Raw genomic sequence first — 23123 nt, forward strand, 5'->3', positions numbered from 1 at the left:
GTGCGAAATGTTTCTAGTTTAAATTGAGAATGGTCACATTACTCAGGTAAAGGCTAGACAGTTCCTTTCGGAACTGAAGGGTTATATCGAAGAATCAAATGATGAGGTAACGCTCGGAAGGGTTCTCTCTTAGTCGAATAGCACTGGATTTAGTAAGAATGATTGTGTTATAAGCTCGGTGAAAAGGCGTGAGAAATTACCGTACCAGGTCCGCTGACGAAAGCCTACTCGAGGGAGTGGTGTAATTCATGATGCTTGAGTTGAATGAATATGGTGAGAATGCAAATAAACCGAAAAGAAATGGTTAAGCTGACGAACTTCTGAATGTACGGGTCTAGAACTGCGATACATAGAAATGTGTATATCACCAAATTGTGAGGTTAGATGTGGGTGAGTAAGACTAACTAATATGAAAATCCATGATACGTTACAGGCGTATGTATCTAACAGGCTTAGAGGAAGCACCTAAGTTCATTCTATAATAGATATAATTCAACGTTTTAAGCTGATAACGTGGAGGGCTTACTCCCCTAAGAAACGTTGACAAGGAAAGCAATAATGATACTAGTTACTGTATAACTTGCCTTTATATCAGTGAAAGTGGTGGCACAGTACCAATGAAGTGTCTAATCCACATGGAGGGATAGCCACTAGACTAATAAAGATTTATTCAACCAAGTAAGGCAGTTCTTTATCGATTAATAAGGTTCTTGTGAGACTAATAGAGGTTTAACTCCAAAAGGAGTCACCGACTTATTGAAACGGAAGAAACTGAGACACAATGAGTATTATAGTATGCAAGATTGTTTTGATACACTCTACGCTCAAAGTGTTTGTGGTCATCATTTCTATAACTTAACAGAATTAATGAGTTCTAAGGATAATATACGTCTTGCCTACCGAAACATCAAAAGAAATACAGGTAGCAAAACTGCGGGAATCGATAAATTAACAATTAATGATATTCTGCATTTACCAGTTGTAGATGTAATAGCTAAAGTTCAAGGTATGTTCAAATGGTATGAACCACAACCAGTTAGACGGGTTTTCATTCCAAAAGGAGTAGATAAAACTAGACCTTTAGGGATACCGACGATATGGGATAGAATTTTTCAACAATGTGTACTGCAAATTTTAGAGCCAATCTGTGAAGCTAAATTCCATAAACATAGTTATGGTTTTAGACCAAATCGCAACACTCATCATGCCAAAGCTAGACTTGAATTTCTCATTAACCAATCTGGACTACATTATTGTGTTGACGTAGATATTAAAGGTTTCTTCGATAATGTAAATCATAGCAAACTTTTAAAACAAATGTGGTCAATAGGCATTAGGGATAAATCCCTTCTTTCTATTATATCTAGGTTATTAAAAGCAGAGATTGTAGGAGAAGGTATTCCTACAAAAGGAACACCGCAAGGTGGTATTCTTTCACCTTTATTATCTAACATTGTGTTAAATGAATTGGATTGGTGGGTTAGTGACCAATGGGAAACATTTGAAAGCAATTATACGTATTCGACTAATGGTAGTAAGTATCAGCAATTAAAGAAATCGAGTTTGAAAGAGTGTTTTATTGTCCGTTATGCGGATGATTTTAAGGTGATGTGCCGAACAAGGTCACAGGCAATTAAAATAAATTATGCATTAAAAGAATTCTTGAAAAAGAGATTACACTTGGAGACGAGTGAAGAAAAATCAAAGGTCGTGAACTTAAAGAAAAACTCTTCAGAGTTTCTAGGATTTACAATAAAAGCCATAAGAAAAGGTAAGACCAGATTTGGTTTCGTAGCAAAGTCTGATATGTCAAAAAAGGCTAAAGCAAATGCCTTTCAAAAGATTAAAGAAGCGATAAAAGTAATCAAGAGAAAACCCTGCATTCAGACCGTTTGGAATTTTAATACCGTTGTAATGGGTATCCAAAACTATTACTCAGCTGCAACTCAAATTACAATTAACTTGAATGAGTTAAATCTATATCTACGCAAGACGTTATACAATCAACTAAAGAATATTCGAACAGAGGCAAGTTTTCATGAGATGTCAAAGACATTACAGAAGCGATACAAAGGATATAAGTCCAAACTATTTAAAATACAAAATATGGTCTTTGTCCCCATCCATGCGCAACGATGGAGAAAAACACTTGGTTTCTCCCAAGTGATATGTAACTATACTGCCGAAGGCAGAGCAAAAATTCACAATAGCCTAAAGGCTATCAATAAAAATACGCTTTCTTACGTCATGAGAAACTACATTCCAAACAGATCTATTGAATATAACGACAACAGAATAAGTAAGTTTATTGCCCAGTATGGCAAATGTGCAATTTTAGGTGAAGAATTAGGTATTATCGACTGGCATTGTCATCATATTAATCCTTTTCACATTTCAAAAGATGATAGCTACTCAAATTTAATAGTTTTGAATAAGGCTATACATCAACTTATACATTTGAAAGACAAAGTAAAAATTGAAAAGTTCCTAAAAGCTGTAAAGCTTACAAATAAGCAATTAGAAAAAGTAAATAACTTACGACTGAAATGTAACAATGAAATAATCTAACTTTGGAAAATCTTCACTCGGCTGCTTAAAACATAGAAAGAATAAATTGGATTAGTTGGAACGCCGTATGCGGTGAAAGTCGCACGTACGGTGTGAACAGGGGGAAAAGCCAGCGATAACTTCAAAGGCTTACCTATCTGTATGAAGAGTGTTTTTTAACTTGTTGTTCAACAATCGGGCCAAATTGTGGTGGAACGCAGTCTAAAGGGATTAAACACAGCATTAAACTATTAGTATAAATTACTTCTATTACCTATAAGAATAAGCTTTTTCAAAAACTCACTTTACAAAGTATACGGATAGTGTAAAATTACACTAAATATAACTTGTTTATATATTTTCAAAAATAAACTAAGAAAAATGGAGTGGGATTATGAAGAAGACGAGTGTTTTAGGTATTTTGGTTGTTAGTTTATCGGTAAATTTTTATATGTTCGGGAAATGGCTTTTTTGGGATCTATGGTACGAGCCAACCGAGAAAGAACAAATTTTTTTAAATCAAATGGCTCAGTTAACTGTTGAGAGCGAAGATTACCAACATATAGCCAAATATTCAGACGTCATTGCTCTTGCACCTTATATAAACAAAAGTACGGGTGGAAGTTTTCCGTTCAATATGGAGATTGAGGTTAAAACAACTAAAAAAACGTTTATTTTTACTTGTGAGGATGCTACTTGTTCGAATATGCACATTGGAGGGGAATACCTCACTACTTATACAGATGAAGATTTACTGCTGCCTTTTAAAATATCAAATTAAAGTAAAGTGTAAAGCCTTGAATGCTTCTAAAGTATTCGAGGCTAATTGTGTTTATTGCTTAAATCCTACAAAAAGAAAATTATCCTATCCAGTCTTCAGCAATCGAACGCGATTGTGGAAGAAGCGTCACTGTTCTTATTAAACTAACGTGGTGCTTTACTTTAAGATCATTGAGTTGCATATGCAGCTCTTTTTTATTGAACTAACGGAGCAGGTTAATACAAGAAGGAATTTTTTTCATTAACTTGAATACTTATTGAGATAAGTAATATCAAGGGGGGATTAGATGGAAAAGAGTTTACAGAAATTTGGTTATGTTTTATTTATTTCAGGTATATTTTTATTCGGTTTAATGCACCTAGCGATTGCTTTATTCATTCCTAATTTAACAGGTTGGGGTGACCCTCCTGGTAAACTTGCGACAGTTCTAAATGAAATAATTGGATGGGTTCCTTATACATTAAGTATTTTATTATTTTCAATTGGTGCTTTGATTCTTATTTATGATTTATGGCAAACAAGGCAAAGTGAAAGAAGGTAAATATTTTATAGACAGATGTATTGATTAAATAAGGAACTAAATCTTCATTATAGTGCTAACGGAGGAGGTTAGTCGAACAGTGTTGTTGTGTTAAACAATCGGGTCACTTTATGGAATAAATAGGTAACTTAATTAACCTTTATCCGTCTAATAATCCGAGGAGGGATAACATGAATGTGTCCAGATTATTTTTTGGTTTGGTTATGTTCGTTTTATTAACTGCTGTCGGATGTTCTAATTCATCGGATAAAGGTAAAGTAGAAGTTCATGAAACTGAAAATCCTAATGCAGAAGAGGTTTTAAAATTAGACCCTGAAGCCGATATATTTCAGTTCAATGGAGTGATTTATCAGACTGGAATTGATTGGGTTGAAGAACTAACCTTAACAAAAGGCGAGCAGGTAGGAGAAATAAAAACAAAAAACGATACAGATACAAACTTTAAAGACGAAATGTCGAACAAATTGCCTGTTGGAGCAAAAGTCTTTTCGGTTAAAGAAAGAGAAGAAATTGGAGGACCAATTTTACTCGTAGAATCAGAAGGTAAACTTTATAAATATTATGGGCTTGTTGAGGGTTAATCAATTTTCATATATCCGCAAACGAGCGTGATTGTTGAATAAGCATCGCTTTTGTTCTTCAACTCCCATGAAAGAACTCAATCATCTTTCAATATCTGTGGTGAAGTGCTTATTTTAGCGCTTCATGGATGGCTAACGGGTGCTTTAGTTAAATATTCGATTTACGAAATATCAAACATAAAAACAGAGTTGTTTCTACACATTTTGTAGATTAACTCTATTTTTATGTTTTAACAGCAACAATCTTTTAGAAAACAGCCTTAATATAACATTGTAAAAGCAGGAAACTCTTTTAGTAGTTTCTTGCTTTTTTCTCTTCCACACGATTTTAATGGTATAATTTAACTGTACAAATTAGAAAGGTAGGTAATTCAATGAAAGTATCCTATTGGTGTGGAGATAAAATACGTTTAAGAGCGCCTAAGTCTGAGGACATTCGTATGTTTGAAAATTTAGATGATGATATACTAAAAAACCTTGACTCCATCGCTTTTCCTCGGACAAATCAGCAAATGGAAGAATGGATCAATGAAATATCAAAAGGGGCATCTACAGAGAATGATGATTTTTACTGGATTGCCGAGGATGCTTCGAACAATGCCGTGGGGACCATTGAAGTTTCTGGATGTGATGCAAAGAATGGGACCTTTGATTATGCTATAACGATATTTCCTCCATATAGAGGAAAAGGATATGCAAAAGATATGATTTTAACCATTTTAAAACATTATTTCTTAGAACTTCGCTATCAGAAAGCAACCATTTGTGTTTACTCTTTTAACGCATCTTCTATAGCTCTACATAAAAAACTACGATTTGTGGAGGAAGGCCGTTTAAGAAATATGATTTATACAAATAGTACCTTTTACGATGAAGTTTATTTCGGAATGACCAAGGATGAGTTTACTAAAATACACGCTAATTAATAAGAGATAGCTTCTGTATATTTCAGCAGCCATCTCTTTCTCTCTTAACGCACACTATAATATTTATGCAAATTTTCATGGAACATCTGCTGTAGTTGATGTTCCCTAATACCTAGAACATAGGCTTCACACATTATTTGTTCAACTTTTATAGAAATTTGTTGAAGGTCAACGCTCTTTGCTTCAGCGGACTTAATAACAATTGCTTTTGAGTTAGGTTTTATATCAATTATCCCCTTCTTTTGAAGATCCTTGTAGCTTTTATGAACGGTATGAAGATTAAGGTTTGTTTCGGCTGCTAAATCACGAATGGAGGGCAATGGGTCACCATTTTGCAAATTTCCACGCACTATTTCCAAAAGGAGTTGCTGGGTTAGCTGTTGATAAAAAGGTATATTACTCTTTGAATCTATTTTTACATTCAATTGTTACGTATCCTTTCAATTACTGTAAATGTACATAAAGTTACAATGACCAAAATAATTAGGGCTGTCATCGTTGGAGAAACATTGAAAGTAAGCAAGCTAAAATGAACAACCCCAATGACAATCAATATCGGTAATCCATATAGCAGGCTTATTAATACAGTAGGATTTGATTTTATTGCCTCCGATGGATTAGACCATTCAAGTAATGGATGTCTTCTATCATAAAGTGGAGACAATAAATTATAAGTCATGACTAATAGTAATGTAATCAGTAAATGCAGTACTGTTATAAAACCAGCTCTAGCAAATAGCAAGTAAATAATATAGCTTATTACAACCGATATAATGCCGATACATGATGAAGTCATAACTTTTGCTAGATAAACCTTTTGTGAATCAAATGGCAGTGTCATGCTAGATGCATAGTATTTCCCCTCTCTTGAATAGGGAGTCCCACTAATATTGTTCATACAACTCATCAACAAAACCATATAGACAAATAGAAAAGATTCGTTGTCCAACATCCATTCAACCTTTAAAATAGTCGTCTGTCCGAGAATTAAATAAATGATTGTACAAATTGGCGTTATAATCATCCCTAAAATAGCTTGCATTTTAAAGTACGGTTCAGACTGAATAATCCAATATTCGCGCTGCAAATAATTGATCCAGCTGCTTTGAATATCTCTTCCCCAAACTTTAGTCGTTTTTTCTATTCTGCTTACAAGCAAGCCATGTTCATAATACTTAGATGCAATCATTTTTGTAGTTGCTTTAAACAATACATAACATAGTGCGAATAATAACATAAAACTTATTGCCGTATTTAATGACAAAAGCGTCTCCACCCATGACTGTTGCATTGCAAAACGATAACCTATTTCTAGAAAATCAGAAATTGAAGCGATTAAGGATGATATTGTTGAAACATCTAATTTCGCTAAAACAGTGCTGATTGCATGATAATTTTTTATTAGAAAGTACAGTATTGGGCTTATTCCAATACCTACTATAAGCGTCATCCTAACAAGTAGATATACGGATGCATTAATAAACACACTGCGAAAATGATTCAAAATGGACAACACAAATAGAAGGATTAATACAATTAAAACGTTCATGACAAGTAAAAATACAAATGATTTTATAGCAACACCTAGACTAAACTCTATCAGGAATATGAAAAATGTAGGTATTGATAAAATACTAACCGCCATTATCGGTAGAGTTACCCCACTTATAATTTTCGACATGACAACCTTTTTCGCAGAAATGGGTAAATGAGCAAATATAGCAAAATCACTTTGACTAAACACTACCGAAATGGCAAAATACGAAATCAATAAATATGTCACAGCATTTGAAAGAAGAACATTGTAAAATAAATACGCCTCTGAGGTCGCTATGAAATAGATAATGAAGGTAAGTACAAAATACTGCATGGCTACATAAATAAATGCAATAATTAGGAGTGCTTGAATTAATGGCTGCTTTGGCTTTGCATAAAAGGATGTTAAAAAGAATTTGATTAATTGCATATTATCCTTCATTAGCTTGTTTCTCCATAAAAATAGTCTCTAAGCTCCCATCGACTAGCAATTTCTCAACACGCTCATGTAAGACAATCTTGCCATCTTTTAAAAATGAAATGGATTGACAAATTTTCTCAGCAACATCTAACAAATGAGTTGAAAAGAGAACGGTCCCACCCTTTTCAACATACTCTTTCATACAATTTTTAAAAGCAACGACAGCAAGTGGATCTAATCCATTTAACGGCTCATCCATAATTAGGATTGGCGGACTAATTGTAAAAGCAGTAATCAACGCAATCTTATGAAGCATTCCATAAGAATACGTTCCCATTGGTTTATAAATACTTTTTTCCATACCAAAGACGCTAATAAAGTTTTGTAGTTTTTCATCATCAGTCTTTTCATATAGTTTCAAAACAAAATGTATCCAATCATATGCAGCTATATTCGGAAATACATGAATCGTATCGGGTATAAAATAAAATTGCTTTTTATATTCTAGCGATTGCGATTTCGAAACATTATTAATTATTATTTTCCCGCAATTTTGTTCTACTAATCCAGCAATACAATTTAATGTCGTTGTTTTACCTGCACCATTCCCACCAACAAACGCCAGTATTTCTCCCCTTTCTATTTTTAACTCTACTCCTTTTAAAACCTCCTGCTGGCCATACGATTTCTGTAAATTTTGTATCGATAACAAATTTTTCACCTAATTTCATTCAAAATTTCTTTTTCGCAATGAAACTTTGCATAGTAATGACCATCAAAACAACTAACAGCAGTGTTACCACAATATTAAGGCCAACCCAAGATCCCACATCACCCGACATTAAAATATTTGTTGCATACATACTATTACTAGCAGGATTAACAACATCTATTAATGGATGTAGTCCAACGATAAAACGACAGATTAATAGGACAACGATACTTATTAGTGCTATAAATGCAGGACTATTAAAAAATGTACTCATCATCGCAACAAACGTTATGATGAATAATAGCCAAACACAATAAAATGCAAAAGCCCACATAGCTTGCGTCATAGGAACGGAAGTAAATAAATACGCTGAATAGCCATAGGACACTGCATAGCCAAGAGCTATACATATAACCGCCAATATATAATGGATGATGATTTTACTATTTAAATAAGAAGATATCGATACTGGCCTTGTTAAGATAAATGCCATCATGCCATTTGCTTTTTCCCCTTGAATAATGCTCATAGTGGCAACGACCAGAATAATAATGCCTAGCTGATCAAACTGTGAATTTAATGTTGAGGCTAGTACCTCCTGTCCTTCAGGCATTGCCATCGTAGGATCAATTATTATACCTTTAATACCTCCCGCTGATTGTAAAATAACAGGTAAATAATACATCATAATCGGCTGAGTGAGCCCTAGTAAAATAAATACGATTGGGAGCCAAAATATTTTAAATTCCCTTGCCATTTGCTGTACTTCTTTTTTGCTTAATGCAATAAAAGCACTCATTTTATTACACCACCAATTCCAAAAATATTTCTTCTAGATTATCTTGAATACCTACTTCAAATTTAATAAACATCACCTTTGAATCTAATCCATGCTGTATTAGTCGATTAGCATCAGTTTTCAAATTTTCAATGTGTATTTTGAAGCCATCTCCACAGCTTTCGATTTTCTTCACATATGGTAAATGTTCAATCATTGTTAACCATTGAAAATCTGCCTTTCTGATCATTAAAAAGATAGCTGATTGTTGATGGCGTTTAAGCAACTCTGACTTTGTAGCATCTTCTATTTTGTGACTATTTTTAATCATCACAAAGCGCTCACAAATTTCCTCAGCATCGCTCAATATGTGCGTTGATATTAAAACTGTCGTTTCTTGTTTAATCTCTTTTAATAGATTTAACACTTCTCTTCTCCCTATTGGATCTAGCGCTGATACCGGTTCATCCATAATTATTAAAGCTGGCTTATGCAATAATGCTTGTGCGATGCCAAGGCGTTGCTTCATACCACCAGAAAATGTCCCGACATGACTATGTGCTTCCCTCCCTAAGCCGACCTTTTCTAAAAGCAATGGGATTTCTTTCTGCAATTCATTTTTTGCTATGCCAGAAAGTGTCCCCATAAAGAACAATGTTTCAAACGCTGTCATCCATGAGAAAAAATTAGGATACTGAGGTAAGTAACCAATTTGATTTCTCATAGATGAAATCTTTTGACCATCAAGAAGAATTTCTCCTTTGTCTGCATTCAGAATATCGGCAATGATTTGAATTAACGTGGATTTCCCCGCTCCATTTGGTCCAATTAACCCGACACACTCATTAACATCAATGACCATTGAAAAATCATTTACGGCTGTTTTTTGTTTAAACTTTTTCGTAATATTTTTAATTTCTAAGCGCACGTTTATTTACATCCTTCCTACCAATAATGAAGTATAGAACAGAACCAATTGAATTACAGAACAAAATAATAATGGTCCACATTAGTATGTTTTCTCTCGTATCGCGGTGCCGGTATAAGTCGAATAAAGCAACAATGATTAGAACAAATCCTACGAATATAAATGGCAAAATGATTGGAAGTATACTTGCCCAATCTATTTGCATTAAATCATCAAAACCATAGTGTAATTTCATTTTTAACCCCCCATTCATTATCGTTATCAATAATGATAACAGAAGATGTAAAAAATTTCATTACCTTTTTACTGTACATCCTTTTAAAAAACCTATAGTATATTTTTTGGTAATGTTCTCATATTGATAACATTTGATTGCTTCCCTTGATTCCATATGATAGGAGGATCGTTTTATGCGGAATAAAGCAGAGGTATTAATGCACCCTGTGAGAATGAAAATTTTACAAGCTCTCATGTACGAGAAAGAAGATGGCTTAAGCACTTTGGAGATGATTTCTATCATAAAGGATGTACCTCAAGCTACTTTGTATCGGCACATTCAAATTTTAGTGGATGAAAACATCATAAAAATTGTGAAAGAGCGAAAAGTTCGTTCTGTTACAGAAAAATTTTATGCAGTAAATGAAGGAGCAGAAAAACTTAATGAGGAGGATTGGGCACAACTAACAATCAAACAAAAAATAAATTATGTTTCCTACTATCAATTAACTTTACTATCTCAATATCAAAATTATTTACATTCACTTGATAAAGAAGAAAGTCTTGCAGATTGTGCAACTTTTTCATTTATTGATTTAACGTTAACGAATGATCAATTCAATAACTTTGAAAATGAATTAAACGATTTAATAAATAAATACTATAATATGGCCGACTCAAGTAAAGAGACTGATACTGAGACAAAAACAGTAGCAATAAATATTATTCCAAAACCTTAAGTAGTATTTACATAAAGAAATGGAGAAGATTTATGAAAAAAAGTAAGTCAGTTGAAAACACAAGAAAATTTATCATGATTATAATTGGCGCTGTCATCGCAGCATATGGACTTGAAGCGGTATTAATACCGAACGAAGTCATTGATGGTGGTGTGACGGGGCTTAGTATTATGGGCGCAGCCCTTTTTGGTATACCATTAGGCGTACTGCTCTTTGTATTAAACATTCCGTTTATTTATATTGGCTATAAACAAGTAGGTAAAACTTTTGCATTGATGAGTACTGCTGGGATTGCAGCTCTATCTATTTCCACAGTGCTTATGCATGATGTTAAAACAATTTTAGGTCCAAATGATCCACTATTAATTGTTTTATCTGGTGGTATGCTACTAGGTGTTGGGATTGGGATTGTCTTACGTAACGGTGGCGCTTTGGATGGCTCTGAAATTTTAGCCGTGTTACTTTCACGTAAGGTTCCGTTTTCAGTCGGGGATATTATATTATTTATTAATGCCTTTATTTTCTTAGGGGCAAGCTTTATTTTTGGCTTAGAGAGCGCACTATACTCAGCTTTAACATATTTTATTGCGAAAAACGTTATCGATATTATCCAAGATGGTTTAGAAAAATCAAAAGATGTTCGTGTTGTCAGTGCAAAATCAGAGGAAATTGGTGATGCGATCCAAGCTCGTTTAGGACGTGGTGTTACATATACAAAAGGGCGTGGCGGTTTCTCCAATGAACCTACTGATATATTAAACTGTGTCATTAACCGTATGGAAGAAAATAAACTTGTATCGATTATTAAAGATATTGATGAAGGTGCCTTCATAGTTATTTCTGATGTTTCAGAGGTACGTGGCGGGAACTTCAAAAAGCGTGATATTCACTAAAGTCTACTCACTATCCAAATACAAAAACGCATATTGCTAAATGATTTTAGTAATGTGCGTTTTTATTTTGGCGAATGCTTTTGTTTATTTTCTAGTCTTTCTTTTAAATCATTAAAGTCTTCGATTACATCTTGCATTGATATTTTTTTAGCTAATGCAATCCCCTTTTGAATAGATTTAGATGCTTCTTCAAATTTATTTGCTTTGATCTGGGCATCTGCAAGGCAATACCAATAAAACCAGGCACCCATTTCTGAAATTTTATCTTTATAAAACTTTTCGATTACCGGATAGTATTTAGAATATAATTCTTCGTTATAGACCAACTTTTCACCATTCCATTTTAGTACATCCACTAAATAGCTATCACCAATATACATTTGCCAAACTGCTAGACCAACTTTTTGATTTCCATTCACAAAATCCATTTTATGATAAGAAACTTCAGCAATTTTTTGGAATGAGTTATTGATCCATTGGAACACTTCCAGATTGCTTCCCATTGCCGCTCCGATTGTCACACCAAATAAATATTCTTTTGAGCCATCACCAGTAATATCTTTTAAACCAGAAAAATCCAAATCGACTCCTCGCATTTTAGTTTCCCAAATCTTCCGCCAATCTGTATTGTGTTTTTTTAGCACTATTGATCCAAACTGAGAAGGGGAATCCTTTGCTTTAATTTTATAAGTGAATATTATTTCTTTCTGTCCATCGTGGTCAAGGTCATAAAGTTGAATTGGCCGTGTGGAGAAAGGTTTTTCAGGGCTTATAAGTGACGCATTCGATGGCATAAATCTACTTACAATTTTCTTTAAGTCTTCTTCCTGGTTCTCCTTAGCGTGAACAAATATTGGACTAAAGCAAACTGCGAAAAGGAGCAATAATGTAAATAGCATGATTTTCTTCATCGAAATGTCCCCTTTTACAGCCAAATTCAACATATAGTATTGGCATAAATAGAAAAGTAATTCTTCAATAAACTTGCAAGATGACGAAGTGCAATCAATTGCGTTAAAATATTTTCTAAAGACGATTGATGTATGCGTATCTGTCTTTGAGGGTTCTCTATACGTCACTTTGACGGTCTATCCGTCACTTCGATGGTTCTATCCATCATTTTGACGGTTCTATCCGTCACTATTAACATCATCATATAAAAAAGGAGACATAAATGGACTTATTTATCGCAAGTAATCGTCAATTACCTATCCGTTATTACGTAAATGAAGCGATTTGGATTCGTCGCGGTTGCTTAAGTTTACATCAATTAACGCTGCCCTTTTTTGTAGAAGTAGAAATAAAAAACACGCATCATTTATTGAAAATTACAGAATATGTTCAAGAAGTCCAAAAACAATATAGCTATACAGAAATTCAAATTATTATTAAGGACAAAAATATTTTTACACACTTACAAAAGAGCCTCCCCGACTCTAATACCAATCATATTCTCACAATTGAGCAACTAATTCGCCCATGAAGAAAGGTAGCATTTTTACCATTAAATTTATTATCACCAAAACGTGGGGTTGATTTCCGTTCCAACTGGGCGCTTTGTAGCTGCCGCTTCGCTTTCGCTACAGAAAACATTTGTTGTTGCTGTCGCTTCGCTTTCGCACAGATAAAACATTTGTTGCTGTCGCTTCGCTTTCGCACAGATAAAACATTTGTTGTTGCTGTCGCTTCGCTTTCGCACAGATAAAACATTTGTTGCTGTCGCTTCGCTTTCGCGCAGATAAAACATTTGCCGCTGTCACTTCGCTTTCGCGCAGAGCAGAGCTTCCTGGGGCTTCCGCTGAGCCGCGTCGCTTCGTTGCAGGGTCTCGTGCCAACAAGATGTTGGTCACGAAGGCGTTATCACAGGACGTGATGGTGTTAGCCTTCGTTCCTCTATCGCTGATCCCCGAGGAGTCACCCTGTCTCCACTCCAATCAACTCATTTATATAGTAGAGGTTTAACAAAAGTCATCCGCAACTTTTGGTGATGAATTTATTAAATGCTACCTTACTATTTTTATGAAACTGTAACAGGCAGTTCGATGATAAACTGCAGCATACCATCCTTATACTTCGCATCAATTTTGCCACCATGTAGTTCTACAATGCTCTTTGCAATAGCAAGTCCAAGTCCTGAGCCTTCCGCTACGCTTGTTCTAGATTGGTCTTTTTTATAAAATCGCTCAAATATGCTCATTAGCTCTTCAGATGTAAATTCATTACTTTCATTTGCAACACAGATTTGAACATTACTTTCTTTTTTTTCAAGAGAAACAAAAATTTCACCGTCACCTGTACTATATTTAATGGCATTCATTAATAAATTATCAAAGACCCTAACAATTTTTTCAGAGTCCACTGGAGCAAAGATCCGCTCCTCTGTGAAATTTTTAATAAATGTACGATGGTTTTCCTCCGCTTGCGGAATCAACTCCTCAATTAACTGATCGAGAAGCTCATTCATACATATATCTTGTCGCCCAAGGACAATGCTTTCATTCGTTAGCTTCGTATATTCAAATAAATCTTCAATCAGGTTCTTTAACTGTTCGGATTTTGAGAAAGCAATCTTTAAATACTCATCATATTGCTCCTTTGTGTCGTACTTTTCATCTCTTAACAATCGTAAATAGCCCATAATCGAAGTAAGTGGTGTTCGTAGGTCATGCGAAACGTTTGTAATTAATTCATTTTTTTGTTTTTCAATCCTTCGTTCCATCTCTATATTGGTCATAATAGCTTCAGTCATTTGATTGACATTCTCTGTTAATAAAGCGATTTCATCTATCCCCTTTTTCTCAATGCGATAGGTTAAATCTCCTTTTGCGATTACCATAACCCCCTCTGCCAGCGCCTCGATTTGTTTCATTTTTCGTTTTGTTATGTAGAAGAATGAAAATGTAAAAACAACAATTGCACTAAATAATGGGATAAGGCCCTCATTCGAACTTGCGATAACCATCCCCTCAGGAATACCGCTGACAAACAAATATAAGTTTTTATCTTCTATAGTTAAAGGATAAAATGCAATGAATTCTTGCCTTAATTGCTCGATTGCTGGTATTTCATAATTATTGAGTGGATGGTTAATCGCAAAGTCCATTACATTCCGAATCTTATAATGCAAATTGATTTGTTTCTCTTCCACTTGCTTTGTTTTGTATAAAATCTTTCCGTTCTCATCGGTAACGATTACTTTTAATGCACTTTGTTCCATTTCAAATTTAAGATTTTCTGATTCAATCATTTGCTGTACTGCTTCTAAACTATTTTCATTGCTGGCTAGATCTGTGGCACGCTGCGCTTGATTATTTATATCCTGCATCCCTTGACTATAATCAATCTTAACTGCCGGGTTAATATTCAAAGCAAACGAAAGTGCGGCTTTTGCTCCAAGTAAACCTAAAAATGCACAAAGAATAAACGTCGTCAATAATTGGATTCTAATGCTTCGCCGAACTTTTGTTATAGCAATTACAATGAACATTTTTAGTTTGTTTAATAAGAAAAGTAATGGCTTAATGATCTTTCTCAATTTTATAACCTACTCCCCATACTGTTTTAATATATTGAGGATTTCTTGAATTTGTCTCAATTCTTTCTCGAATTTTTCGTATATGTACCATTACCGTATTTTCAGATTGTATAGCCTCTTCCTTCCAAACCTTTTCATAAATTTGCTCAGCGCTCATGACTATGCCTTGATTTCTTGCAAGTAATTCAAGAATAGAAAACTCCCTTGGCGTAAGCTTTACCTTTTCATTGTTGACGATTACTTCATGTGTGTCGGTATTAATTCGCAGATCACCAATCTCTATCTCACTTTCGTTCATACTATCTAGTCGATTCATTTTGATGTATCTACGAAGTTGAGATTTTATGCGCGCAATTAGCTCTAAAGGGTTAAAGGGCTTTGTTACATAATCATCTGCGCCTATTGATAATCCAACGATTTTATCCATATCTTGAGACTTTGCTGACAGCATAATAATGGGCATCTCGGCTATCTCCCTTACCTTCATACACATTTCGATGCCATCCACGTTCGGCATCATAATATCTAGAACAATTAAGTGTACTTTATGTTTCTTTAAAAGACTTAAGCCCTCCTCTCCGTCACTTGCTTCTAGAATATCGTAGCCTTCATTTTTTAAATAAATAGCAATAAGATTTCTAATCTCTTTTTCATCATCAACTATTAGTATTGTTTCTTTCGTCATCTAATCCCACCAAATTACAAAGTATTTTAAATTTTCAAATGCACGTTAATCAGACTAGCATCATAGCATGAGGTTGATTTTCGTTCCAACTTGGCACTTTCCTACGGGCGGTCAGTCTTTGCTCCAATCAACCTATTTCATGCAAAATATTCCTATTCATAATTACAGTTCCTAATTTTAACTATTTTATTATTTTTCGTATATAAAAATAATAAAATTATTCTGATACCGACTTTAATTTTCGTGTATATAAATAATAAAAACATCCTGCAATACTGACGAAAGCACCAAAGTAAATACCGTATTTTGTCGCAAGCATGGAAATACTTTCAATGTGTTTTCCGAAAAACAAACCAAGTGTAAAGTAAATCAATGTCCAAACAAAGCCTGCTGTGTAGTAATACAAAGCGTATTTTTTAAATGACATGTTATTCATACCTACTAAATACGGAAGTATATGTCTCACAATTGGTATGAAATAGCTTATCACTAAAGCAAAATGACCATACCTATCTATTAATTCTTTTGACAGTAATAAATATTTTGCCTTGTTCTTTTTCACCAATTTATCAAGTATTTTATGGCCAAACATTTTTCCAAGGATAAACCCTAAGGAAAGTCCTGTAATTGCGCCAAGATAAGTTAGTACAAAAGCTTTCAACACACTCATTTTTCCTAACGATGATAAAAATCCACCACTCATAACAATCATCTCATCCGGAAGGGGCATACCAACGATTCCTAGCCATAAGCTGAAAAATAAAGCCAAATAACCGTATTGCTCAATATATGATAGAAGATCTTGTAATCCCATTAGCTAGCCCTCACATTTCCAAGTTTACAGCTGAGTACATAGGCGGGTGGAAGGTTAATCCATACTTTTTCATGTGAAATGTCCTTAAAATAATTTTGGATAAAGGATTTCCTAACAAGTGAATATTGGAATGTGATAAATTCTCCATCTTCTATGCACTCCTTAACATTTTGTAAAATACGTGATGAAATGGCAGGATTCAATGATGTAAAAGGTAATCCAGATACGACATAATCAATTTTTTTAATATTTAATGCTGACATATAATCGCATAAATCCTCAGCTGATCCATGTATTACGATTATACTCGGCTCATGTTCAAATTGTTCGCGAAGCTTTTCACAAAAAACTTTATTATTTTCAATAAGAATTAACTTTGTTGACTGCTCTTTTCTTTTCACTAATTCTTTCGTAAATGAACCCGTCCCCGGACCTAGTTCAACAATACATCCGGCATTTTTAAATGAAATTTGGTCGACCATTTTTTTGGCTAATTTTTTAGAACTAGGTGAAATTGCACCTATCGTTTTTGGATGTTTTATAAATTCAGTAAGGAACGTTAACATAAATTTTCTCCCCGATCAAAGTATTATTTGAATACTTTTAATATAAAGAGCATTTCTTAAAGATTTCCGAGGAGATTTCTTAAATTTTTCTTAAGAGACCAGAAAAGATTATTAGGTCATTGGTTCTATTAATTATTTCCTTTACAAAATAGTCATACAATTGCTTCCAGTAGAATAGAAACCTATATAGGGAACAATTGGTACGGAAAAATAAAGTGGGGTGTAAATGGATGCTTAAACTAAATAATGCAAAAGAATTGGTACTCGGAATTGTACAACATGACCCATTGTTTGTCGTCATACAAAAAAATACGCCATTAGTAGAAATACTCTTCAATGACGACTATCTAGCGCATATTGAGGAAACAAATTATTATTCTACTTCAGAAGTCGCTAACTGGTTTGAAATAACGGAAACGAAGCTTCGTTATTACATTAAACCATTCGAACAGTATATTTTTGAAAATGTTTCGAATAGCCCAAACACTAATATTCGATTGAACCTTCCTGCCATCTTAAGACTTCGCATGATTTTACTGCTAAAAGATGAACTCCGTGTCAAAGGCTTAAAACTTTTACTAGGAATTGATGACAATGGTCAACTCATCAAACACCAAATAACTGCCACAACTATGGGTACTGATGATTTAGCAGATCAAGTTGTTGTTCTTGGAAATGTTCTTCAGCAAATGATACAAACTGGGCTTTTTAATTTTCTTCCCGACGAAGAACATGGCGCTATGCAAGTGACGATCAATCAAGACTTTCTAGCACAAAAAATTCAATTAGTATCCTCGGAATCGAATCTTCAAGTAGAAGAAATTCAAAAAGAAACAGCTGAACTTAAACTAGAAAATGAAAAATTAAAGCAACAAATTTCCGAACTTCAAGAGGAGCATAGCGTAAAGGATATTGTTCAAAAAATTCGTGAGCGTCATATTGAAAATGAAATTGTATCGACATTACGGACAGAAGCATTACAGCAATTTTCGATATACAATAAGGCAGGCTATTTCAGAAAAATTTTTCGATCCTCTCAAATTGAGATGGAAAAAGAGCAATTTGTGTTGAACTATATTTCGAAGTATCTAGAAGAACGTTTAGAAGTTGCACTGAATAATTATTATGAAGAATAAATATCTTCAAGCTGTTGTTACATGTAAAATTGTAAACACTTGGTGGAGAACATGAAGGAGTCTTTTTAAAGAAGCCATTCATGTTCTTTTTTTATTTCGTATTAGCTATTGGCCCCCACTGATTAGAGTTATATTGTATAGTAATTTATTTTTTGAAAATTAGTCTTATAATCATTATAAGAACAGTCGAAGGGGTGAAATGAATGGCAATGATTGAGGTCAATAATTTAACGAAAAAGTTTGGAGATTTTTATAGTGTTCAGAATGTGGACTTACAAATCGAAAAAGGGGAAGTGTTCGGATTTTTAGGTCCCAATGGTGCAGGTAAATCTACAACAATTCGGCATTTAATGGGCTTCCTTCAGCCCTCAGAAGGACAGTGTTTCATAAAAGGATTAGATTGTCGAAAATCTACTGCGGAAATTCAAAAATTCGTAGGCTATTTACCTGGTGAAATTGCATTTATCGATAAAATGACTGGACAACAATTTATCCAATTTATTGCCCAAATGCGAGGGTTACATGATTTAACAAGAGCTCATGAACTCATGCAATACTTTGAATTAAATGCCACTGGCCTTATTAAGAAAATGTCAAAAGGTATGAAGCAAAAAGTAGGTCTCATCTGCGCATTTATGCATAACCCTGAGATAGTCATTCTAGATGAACCGACAAGTGGATTAGATCCTCTTATACAAACAAAGTTTATCGACTTTATTTTAGCTGAAAAAGAAAAAGGAACGACCATATTCATGTCCTCGCATATGATTGAAGAAATTGAAAAAACTTGTGACCGTGTAGCAATTCTTAATGCTGGGAAAATTGTTGCAACTGAAACAATCGCTGACTTAAAAAAGCGAAAATCTAAAAAGTTTTTAATAGAATTTCAAAGCGAGCAAGAGCTATCTCGTTTCTTAGGAGAGCAACTTAAAATGGAACAGATTGGGCCAACACGAGCGATTATAAAAGTTCAGGGAAATGTCCAAACACTACTCCATACTTTAGCAGACTATAAAATTAATGACCTCGATATCATTTCACAATCACTTGAAGATATATTCATGCATTACTACGAAAGTGGAGGGAAAGAGTCATGAACTTTACTTTGCTAAAACATGAGATGCTAGCTACTATTAAACTTTTTAGTATTATACTCGCTGTATTAATGCTCTATATGATTAGTATTGTCTATATGTATAACCCTGAAATGAGCAATACTCTAAATAAGCTTACCGAAACAATGCCAGAATTGATGTCAGCATTTGGTATGAGTAACATAGGCAATTCGTTAATTGAATTTCTATCTACCTATTTGTATGGATTTTTATTACTTGTTCTGCCGTTAGTCTTTATTATTATGTTGGCAAATAAACTAATGATGGGCTATATCGACAATGGTTCCATGGCATACTTAATTGCGACACCGAATACACGTTTTAAAATTGTCTTCACACAAGCATTTTTTTTAGTTGCTAGCATCTTTACACTGCTCACAGTAACAACTTTGGTAGCAATCATATTTTCAGAGATTCTTTTTCCAAATGAATTGGATATAAGTGCTTTTTTGACATTAAATATCGGTCTCTTTTTCTTACACTTTGCCATTAGTGGCTACTGTTTTTTTGTATCCTGCAGTAGTAAGGATTTAAGAACCTCTTATGCGTATAGTACAGGAATTCCTATTGTTTTTTATTTAATTCAAGCGCTAAGTAATATGGGTGGTTCTTTGGAAAAGCTTAAGTACTTCACCATTTACTCATTGTTTGCACCTGAAAAATTAATGACTCAAAGTAGCTCGTCCATTTGGATGCTAGGAGCATTGTTTGTAATCGGGCTACTATGCTATATGTTAGCTATTCGTGTTTTTGTTAAACGTGATTTGCATTTGTAAAGCTAAACGTCAGAATCTGCTTGCTTTCTTGTAGCAAGCAGATTCTTAAACTTAGGAATATAAAATTCATTGCTGCAAAGATGCCAAATTACCAAGGAAGCGCAATAATCGAAAATGAATCATGGCTAACTCCTCCACATTTAAATTCTCATCTCCACTGCGTAACCACTCTTGAATAACACCTAAAATCGCGGAAGTTAAAAAAGCCTCAAAATATTGTAGAAACTCTGGGTCAAGCCCTTCTTCTCGAATCACAGAGATTCTATCCAAAATATGATTACTAAAAACTTTCTTCATTCTCATGTTAAAGGCGGGGCTCCCCTGCTCTCCTAAAATAATTCGGAAAGCTCTTGCATGCTCTTTAATAAATTGAAAAACTGCAATAAATGGCTGATATAGTTGGCCTATTTTTATCGAGTGAAAAGCATCTAGCGGTTGAACGTTTTTCACATAGCTCTCTAGTTCATTTAATAATTCCTGCTGCAAATCCTCCATCACTTCAAATTTATCTTTATAATGCAGATAAAAAGTTCCTCGATTAATGTTTGCAGTAATAGCTAGGTTTTTTACTGTTACTCGCTCAAAACCTACTTTCTCTATTTGTACAAGTAATGCAAGTTTTATAGCTCGTTTCGTTTCAAAATTCATGATATCGTGAATAGACATTTAGAACCCCCATTGTATTATCACTTTATTCCGTTAGTATTTAGCCATGTTGTTAGATGATTGCCTCAATGGTTACCTCAAAAATTACAACAAGTTCAAAAAGTAGCAGTCATTACAGCATTTACCTTATTTATCGGGTCTTTTTTATTATTTTCCAACAATCTAATTTAGTAAAATAGTTATTTTTTTAAATTTTTTTGGCGGTATACATCCATAGTTATTAAAAACTGCACTATTACGCATCGAATTTGATGATTATAGCTATTATGTACAACGAATTTGTTTGGACTAGGCAATCTGATTTCATCTAGCGAAAATGTTGGAATCCAAAATCACTTAACACTTTTTAGTTATTTGTTTATTGTAATTCCCAATTCACTGCCTTAAAATTTCAGGTATCAACACTGTGTTCAGTAAAGGAGAGATGGTTAGATGGGAAACAATGCAATTTCATTAAACTCCATAGAAAAAAAGTTTCACCAAAAACAAGTAATTGCCCCGCTTTCCTTAGAAATTCCTAAGGGACAGCTTATTGGCTTACTTGGCCCTTCAGGCTGTGGGAAAACGACGTTAATTAAAATGATTATGGGAATGATCAAGCCCGATAATGGTCATATTCAAGTGTTAAATCATACAGTCCCCCATAAGCAATTACTGACAGATATCGGTTATATGGCACAATCTGATGCACTGTATTTGGATTTAACCGGTGAAGAGAATCTCCAATTTTTTGCTAAGCTTTATCGATTATCAAAAAAAGAACGTGCGGAGCGTGTCAATTATGCTGCAAGCCTTGTTCATTTAACGGATGATTTAGCTAGTAAAGTGATGAATTATTCTGGGGGGATGAAACGTAGATTATCCCTTGCAATTGCCCTTATCCAAAATCCAAAGGTGTTGATTTTAGATGAGCCAACTGTTGGGATTGATCCCGTATTGAAAAAAGAAATTTGGCAGGAGTTAATTCGTCTAAAAAATGATGAGCATAAAACAATTTTAGTAACGACACATGCAATGGATGAAGCAGAGCGCTGTGACCAGCTAGCTATGCTTCGTAATGGTCATATTATCGCGCATGGAACGCCACATGAATTGAAAGCTCATTATCAGGCTAAGGATTTTGATGAAGTGTTTTTAAAGGCTGGAGGTGAAGCACTATGAGAATCGGCGCAATTGTTACTAGAATTATGCAGCAAATGATACGTGATAAACGTACACTTGGCTTATTATTTTTCGCCCCTCTTCTTGTGCTTTCGTTAATGTATTTTGTTTTTAATAGTAACGAACCTGACATGACACTAGTCGTATCAAATGGTCCTGCATCAATAATTGAAAAGCTTGAAAATGGGGATTTTCATGTTATCGAAAAAAATGATTTTTCTATTGCCAGTCTAAAAGATGAAAAATATGATGGCTGGTTAGCTTTTCAGCAAACTCAATTGAAGCTCACATTATTAAATGATGATCCATCAACAGCTAAGGCTTTAAAGATGAAGCTTTCTCAGGTTTTACAGCCCGAACAATCTGCCATGATGAAGTTGGCGACTGATTATGTATATGGCGATGAAAATACCGCTATTTTTGATATTTTCAGCCCGATGCTAACAGGCTTCTTTGTGTTCTTTTTCGTCTTTTTAATTACAGGTATAGCGTTGTTAAAAGAACGAACTTCAGGGACTTTGGAACGCTTACTAGCGACACCGATTAAACGTTCTGAAATTGTCGCTGGTTATATGATTGGTTATGGATTGTTTGCTTTTATTCAAACGGTTATTATTGTACTATTTGGGATTTTTGTCCTTGATATTGTACACGTCGGCTCCATTTGGCTTGTGCTACTAATCAATATTGTTGTTGCACTTGTTTCATTATCATTAGGAGCTCTGTTATCAAGTTTTGCCGCTTCAGAGTTTCAAATGATGCAATTTATCCCGCTTGTCATTGTGCCGCAAATTTTCTTTTCAGGTATTTTCCCACTGGATAATATGGTGGAGTGGCTACAAAATATAGGTCGTATTATGCCACTATACTATGCCGCTGACGCGTTGAATGGGGTTATGTATAAAGGATATAGCTTTAGTGAGATTCTAGCCGACTTAGCGATTCTTGCTAGCTTTGCTCTTGTCTTTATGACATTAAATATTGTAAGTCTCAAAAAATATCGATCTTTATAATTGAAACGGTTCTGCTCAAAAATTGGGCAGAACCTTTTAGAGGTGTTATCGCCCAA

At 34.3% G+C, this 23123-nt stretch carries 25 protein-coding genes; 13 read left to right on the forward strand and 12 right to left on the reverse strand.

Translation table 11 applies throughout. The features are described from left to right. Positions 1-795: 795 nt before the first annotated feature. The 5 genes from ltrA (at position 796) to ABE34_RS21120 (ending at position 5376) form a co-directional block, all read left to right on the forward strand. Complete coding sequence (gene ltrA, locus ABE34_RS21100) at positions 796-2568, forward strand: group II intron reverse transcriptase/maturase (RefSeq protein ID WP_197139928.1); 1773 nt, start codon at positions 796-798, stop codon at positions 2566-2568. 373 nt (positions 2569-2941) lie between these two features. Beyond that, positions 2942-3328: a hypothetical protein gene (locus ABE34_RS21105; protein WP_197144414.1), complete on the forward strand. Its 387-nt coding sequence runs from the start codon at positions 2942-2944 to the stop codon at positions 3326-3328. Between the two features lie 286 nt (positions 3329-3614). Continuing rightward, positions 3615-3869 carry a hypothetical protein gene (locus ABE34_RS21110; RefSeq protein ID WP_197144415.1) on the forward strand — a complete coding sequence of 85 codons (255 nt, stop codon included), beginning with the start codon at positions 3615-3617 and terminating at the stop codon, positions 3867-3869. A gap of 170 nt (positions 3870-4039) precedes the next feature. Continuing rightward, positions 4040-4450: a hypothetical protein gene (locus ABE34_RS21115; protein ID WP_197144416.1), complete on the forward strand. Its 411-nt coding sequence runs from the start codon at positions 4040-4042 to the stop codon at positions 4448-4450. Positions 4451-4824: 374 nt separating this feature from the next. Then, positions 4825-5376 (forward strand): GNAT family N-acetyltransferase, encoded by a 552-nt coding sequence (locus ABE34_RS21120; RefSeq protein ID WP_197144417.1) that lies wholly within the window; start codon positions 4825-4827, stop codon positions 5374-5376. Between the two features lie 44 nt (positions 5377-5420). Here the strand turns inward: ABE34_RS21120 and ABE34_RS21125 are convergent, their stop codons facing one another. Genes ABE34_RS21125 through ABE34_RS21150 form a run of 6 tightly spaced genes read right to left on the reverse strand, consistent with a single transcriptional unit; the run spans position 5421 to position 9986 of the window. Further along, entirely contained in the window at positions 5421-5801 is a 381-nt protein-coding gene (locus tag ABE34_RS21125) for a GntR family transcriptional regulator (RefSeq protein WP_197144418.1), read from the reverse strand. Further along, complete coding sequence (locus ABE34_RS21130) at positions 5798-7354, reverse strand: hypothetical protein (protein ID WP_197144419.1); 1557 nt, start codon at positions 7352-7354, stop codon at positions 5798-5800. The genes ABE34_RS21125 and ABE34_RS21130 overlap by 4 nt, the downstream gene beginning before the upstream one ends. Then, positions 7344-8045 carry an ABC transporter ATP-binding protein gene (locus ABE34_RS21135; protein WP_197144420.1) on the reverse strand — a complete coding sequence of 234 codons (702 nt, stop codon included), beginning with the start codon at positions 8043-8045 and terminating at the stop codon, positions 7344-7346. Before ABE34_RS21135 ends, ABE34_RS21130 begins: the two co-directional genes overlap by 11 nt. Positions 8046-8064: 19 nt before the next feature. Then, positions 8065-8844 (reverse strand): ABC transporter permease, encoded by a 780-nt coding sequence (locus tag ABE34_RS21140; RefSeq protein WP_197144421.1) that lies wholly within the window; start codon positions 8842-8844, stop codon positions 8065-8067. Positions 8845-8848: 4 nt separating this feature from the next. After that, positions 8849-9751: an ATP-binding cassette domain-containing protein gene (locus ABE34_RS21145; RefSeq protein ID WP_197144422.1), complete on the reverse strand. Its 903-nt coding sequence runs from the start codon at positions 9749-9751 to the stop codon at positions 8849-8851. Further along, on the reverse strand, positions 9735-9986 hold the full coding sequence (locus ABE34_RS21150; RefSeq protein WP_197144423.1) for a PLD nuclease N-terminal domain-containing protein: 252 nt from the start codon (positions 9984-9986) through the stop codon (positions 9735-9737). Before ABE34_RS21150 ends, ABE34_RS21145 begins: the two co-directional genes overlap by 17 nt. Before the next feature lie 175 nt (positions 9987-10161). Between ABE34_RS21150 and ABE34_RS21155 the strand changes: the two genes are divergently transcribed. Next, complete coding sequence (locus ABE34_RS21155) at positions 10162-10707, forward strand: helix-turn-helix domain-containing protein (protein WP_197144424.1); 546 nt, start codon at positions 10162-10164, stop codon at positions 10705-10707. 32 nt (positions 10708-10739) lie between these two features. Next, positions 10740-11600, forward strand: coding sequence for a YitT family protein (locus tag ABE34_RS21160; protein ID WP_197144425.1), 861 nt, complete (start codon positions 10740-10742; stop codon positions 11598-11600). A gap of 62 nt (positions 11601-11662) precedes the next feature. Here ABE34_RS21160 and ABE34_RS21165 read toward each other — a convergent pair whose 3' ends face one another. After that, a complete protein-coding gene (locus ABE34_RS21165) occupies positions 11663-12511 on the reverse strand; it encodes a hypothetical protein (protein WP_197144426.1) in 849 nt (282 codons plus the stop codon). A 263-nt stretch (positions 12512-12774) separates the two neighbouring features. Between ABE34_RS21165 and ABE34_RS21170 the strand changes: the two genes are divergently transcribed. Next, positions 12775-13083, forward strand: a complete 309-nt coding sequence (locus ABE34_RS21170) for a hypothetical protein (RefSeq protein ID WP_197144427.1) — start codon at positions 12775-12777, stop codon at positions 13081-13083. Between the two features lie 534 nt (positions 13084-13617). On the opposite strand, the gene ABE34_RS21180 is transcribed toward ABE34_RS21170, so the two are convergent. From ABE34_RS21180 to ABE34_RS21195, 4 genes are all read right to left on the reverse strand, one after another. Continuing rightward, positions 13618-15135 carry an ATP-binding protein gene (locus tag ABE34_RS21180; RefSeq protein WP_430982177.1) on the reverse strand — a complete coding sequence of 506 codons (1518 nt, stop codon included), beginning with the start codon at positions 15133-15135 and terminating at the stop codon, positions 13618-13620. Continuing rightward, positions 15119-15820, reverse strand: coding sequence for a response regulator transcription factor (locus tag ABE34_RS21185; protein WP_197144429.1), 702 nt, complete (start codon positions 15818-15820; stop codon positions 15119-15121). Before ABE34_RS21185 ends, ABE34_RS21180 begins: the two co-directional genes overlap by 17 nt. Positions 15821-16037: 217 nt before the next feature. Next, a complete protein-coding gene (locus ABE34_RS21190) occupies positions 16038-16634 on the reverse strand; it encodes a DedA family protein (RefSeq protein ID WP_197144430.1) in 597 nt (198 codons plus the stop codon). Beyond that, the gene (locus tag ABE34_RS21195; protein WP_197144431.1) at positions 16634-17200 is read right to left on the reverse strand and encodes a class I SAM-dependent methyltransferase; all 567 of its coding nucleotides are present in this window, start codon (positions 17198-17200) and stop codon (positions 16634-16636) included. Before ABE34_RS21195 ends, ABE34_RS21190 begins: the two co-directional genes overlap by 1 nt. Positions 17201-17430: 230 nt before the next feature. Here ABE34_RS21195 and ABE34_RS21200 point away from each other — a divergent pair, with 230 nt between their 5' ends. The 3 genes from ABE34_RS21200 (at position 17431) to ABE34_RS21210 (ending at position 20227) form a co-directional block, all read left to right on the forward strand. Continuing rightward, positions 17431-18336 (forward strand): hypothetical protein, encoded by a 906-nt coding sequence (locus ABE34_RS21200; protein ID WP_197144432.1) that lies wholly within the window; start codon positions 17431-17433, stop codon positions 18334-18336. Between the two features lie 203 nt (positions 18337-18539). Continuing rightward, complete coding sequence (locus ABE34_RS21205) at positions 18540-19433, forward strand: ABC transporter ATP-binding protein (protein ID WP_430982178.1); 894 nt, start codon at positions 18540-18542, stop codon at positions 19431-19433. After that, positions 19430-20227, forward strand: a complete 798-nt coding sequence (locus tag ABE34_RS21210) for an ABC transporter permease subunit (RefSeq protein ID WP_197144433.1) — start codon at positions 19430-19432, stop codon at positions 20225-20227. The genes ABE34_RS21205 and ABE34_RS21210 overlap by 4 nt, the downstream gene beginning before the upstream one ends. Before the next feature lie 66 nt (positions 20228-20293). Here the strand turns inward: ABE34_RS21210 and ABE34_RS21215 are convergent, their stop codons facing one another. Further along, positions 20294-20893, reverse strand: a complete 600-nt coding sequence (locus ABE34_RS21215; protein WP_197144434.1) for a TetR/AcrR family transcriptional regulator — start codon at positions 20891-20893, stop codon at positions 20294-20296. A 432-nt stretch (positions 20894-21325) separates the two neighbouring features. Between ABE34_RS21215 and ABE34_RS21220 the strand changes: the two genes are divergently transcribed. Both ABE34_RS21220 and ABE34_RS21225 read left to right on the forward strand, forming a co-directional pair. Then, the gene (locus ABE34_RS21220; protein ID WP_197144435.1) at positions 21326-22054 is read left to right on the forward strand and encodes an ABC transporter ATP-binding protein; all 729 of its coding nucleotides are present in this window, start codon (positions 21326-21328) and stop codon (positions 22052-22054) included. Continuing rightward, positions 22051-23067 (forward strand): ABC transporter permease, encoded by a 1017-nt coding sequence (locus tag ABE34_RS21225; protein ID WP_197144436.1) that lies wholly within the window; start codon positions 22051-22053, stop codon positions 23065-23067. The genes ABE34_RS21220 and ABE34_RS21225 overlap by 4 nt, the downstream gene beginning before the upstream one ends. The last annotated feature ends 56 nt before the right edge of the window (positions 23068-23123 follow it).

Origin of the sequence: Lysinibacillus sphaericus (assembly GCF_015844675.1) — a bacterium.
Classification (GTDB): Bacteria; Bacillota; Bacilli; order Bacillales_A; family Planococcaceae; genus Lysinibacillus; species Lysinibacillus sphaericus_E.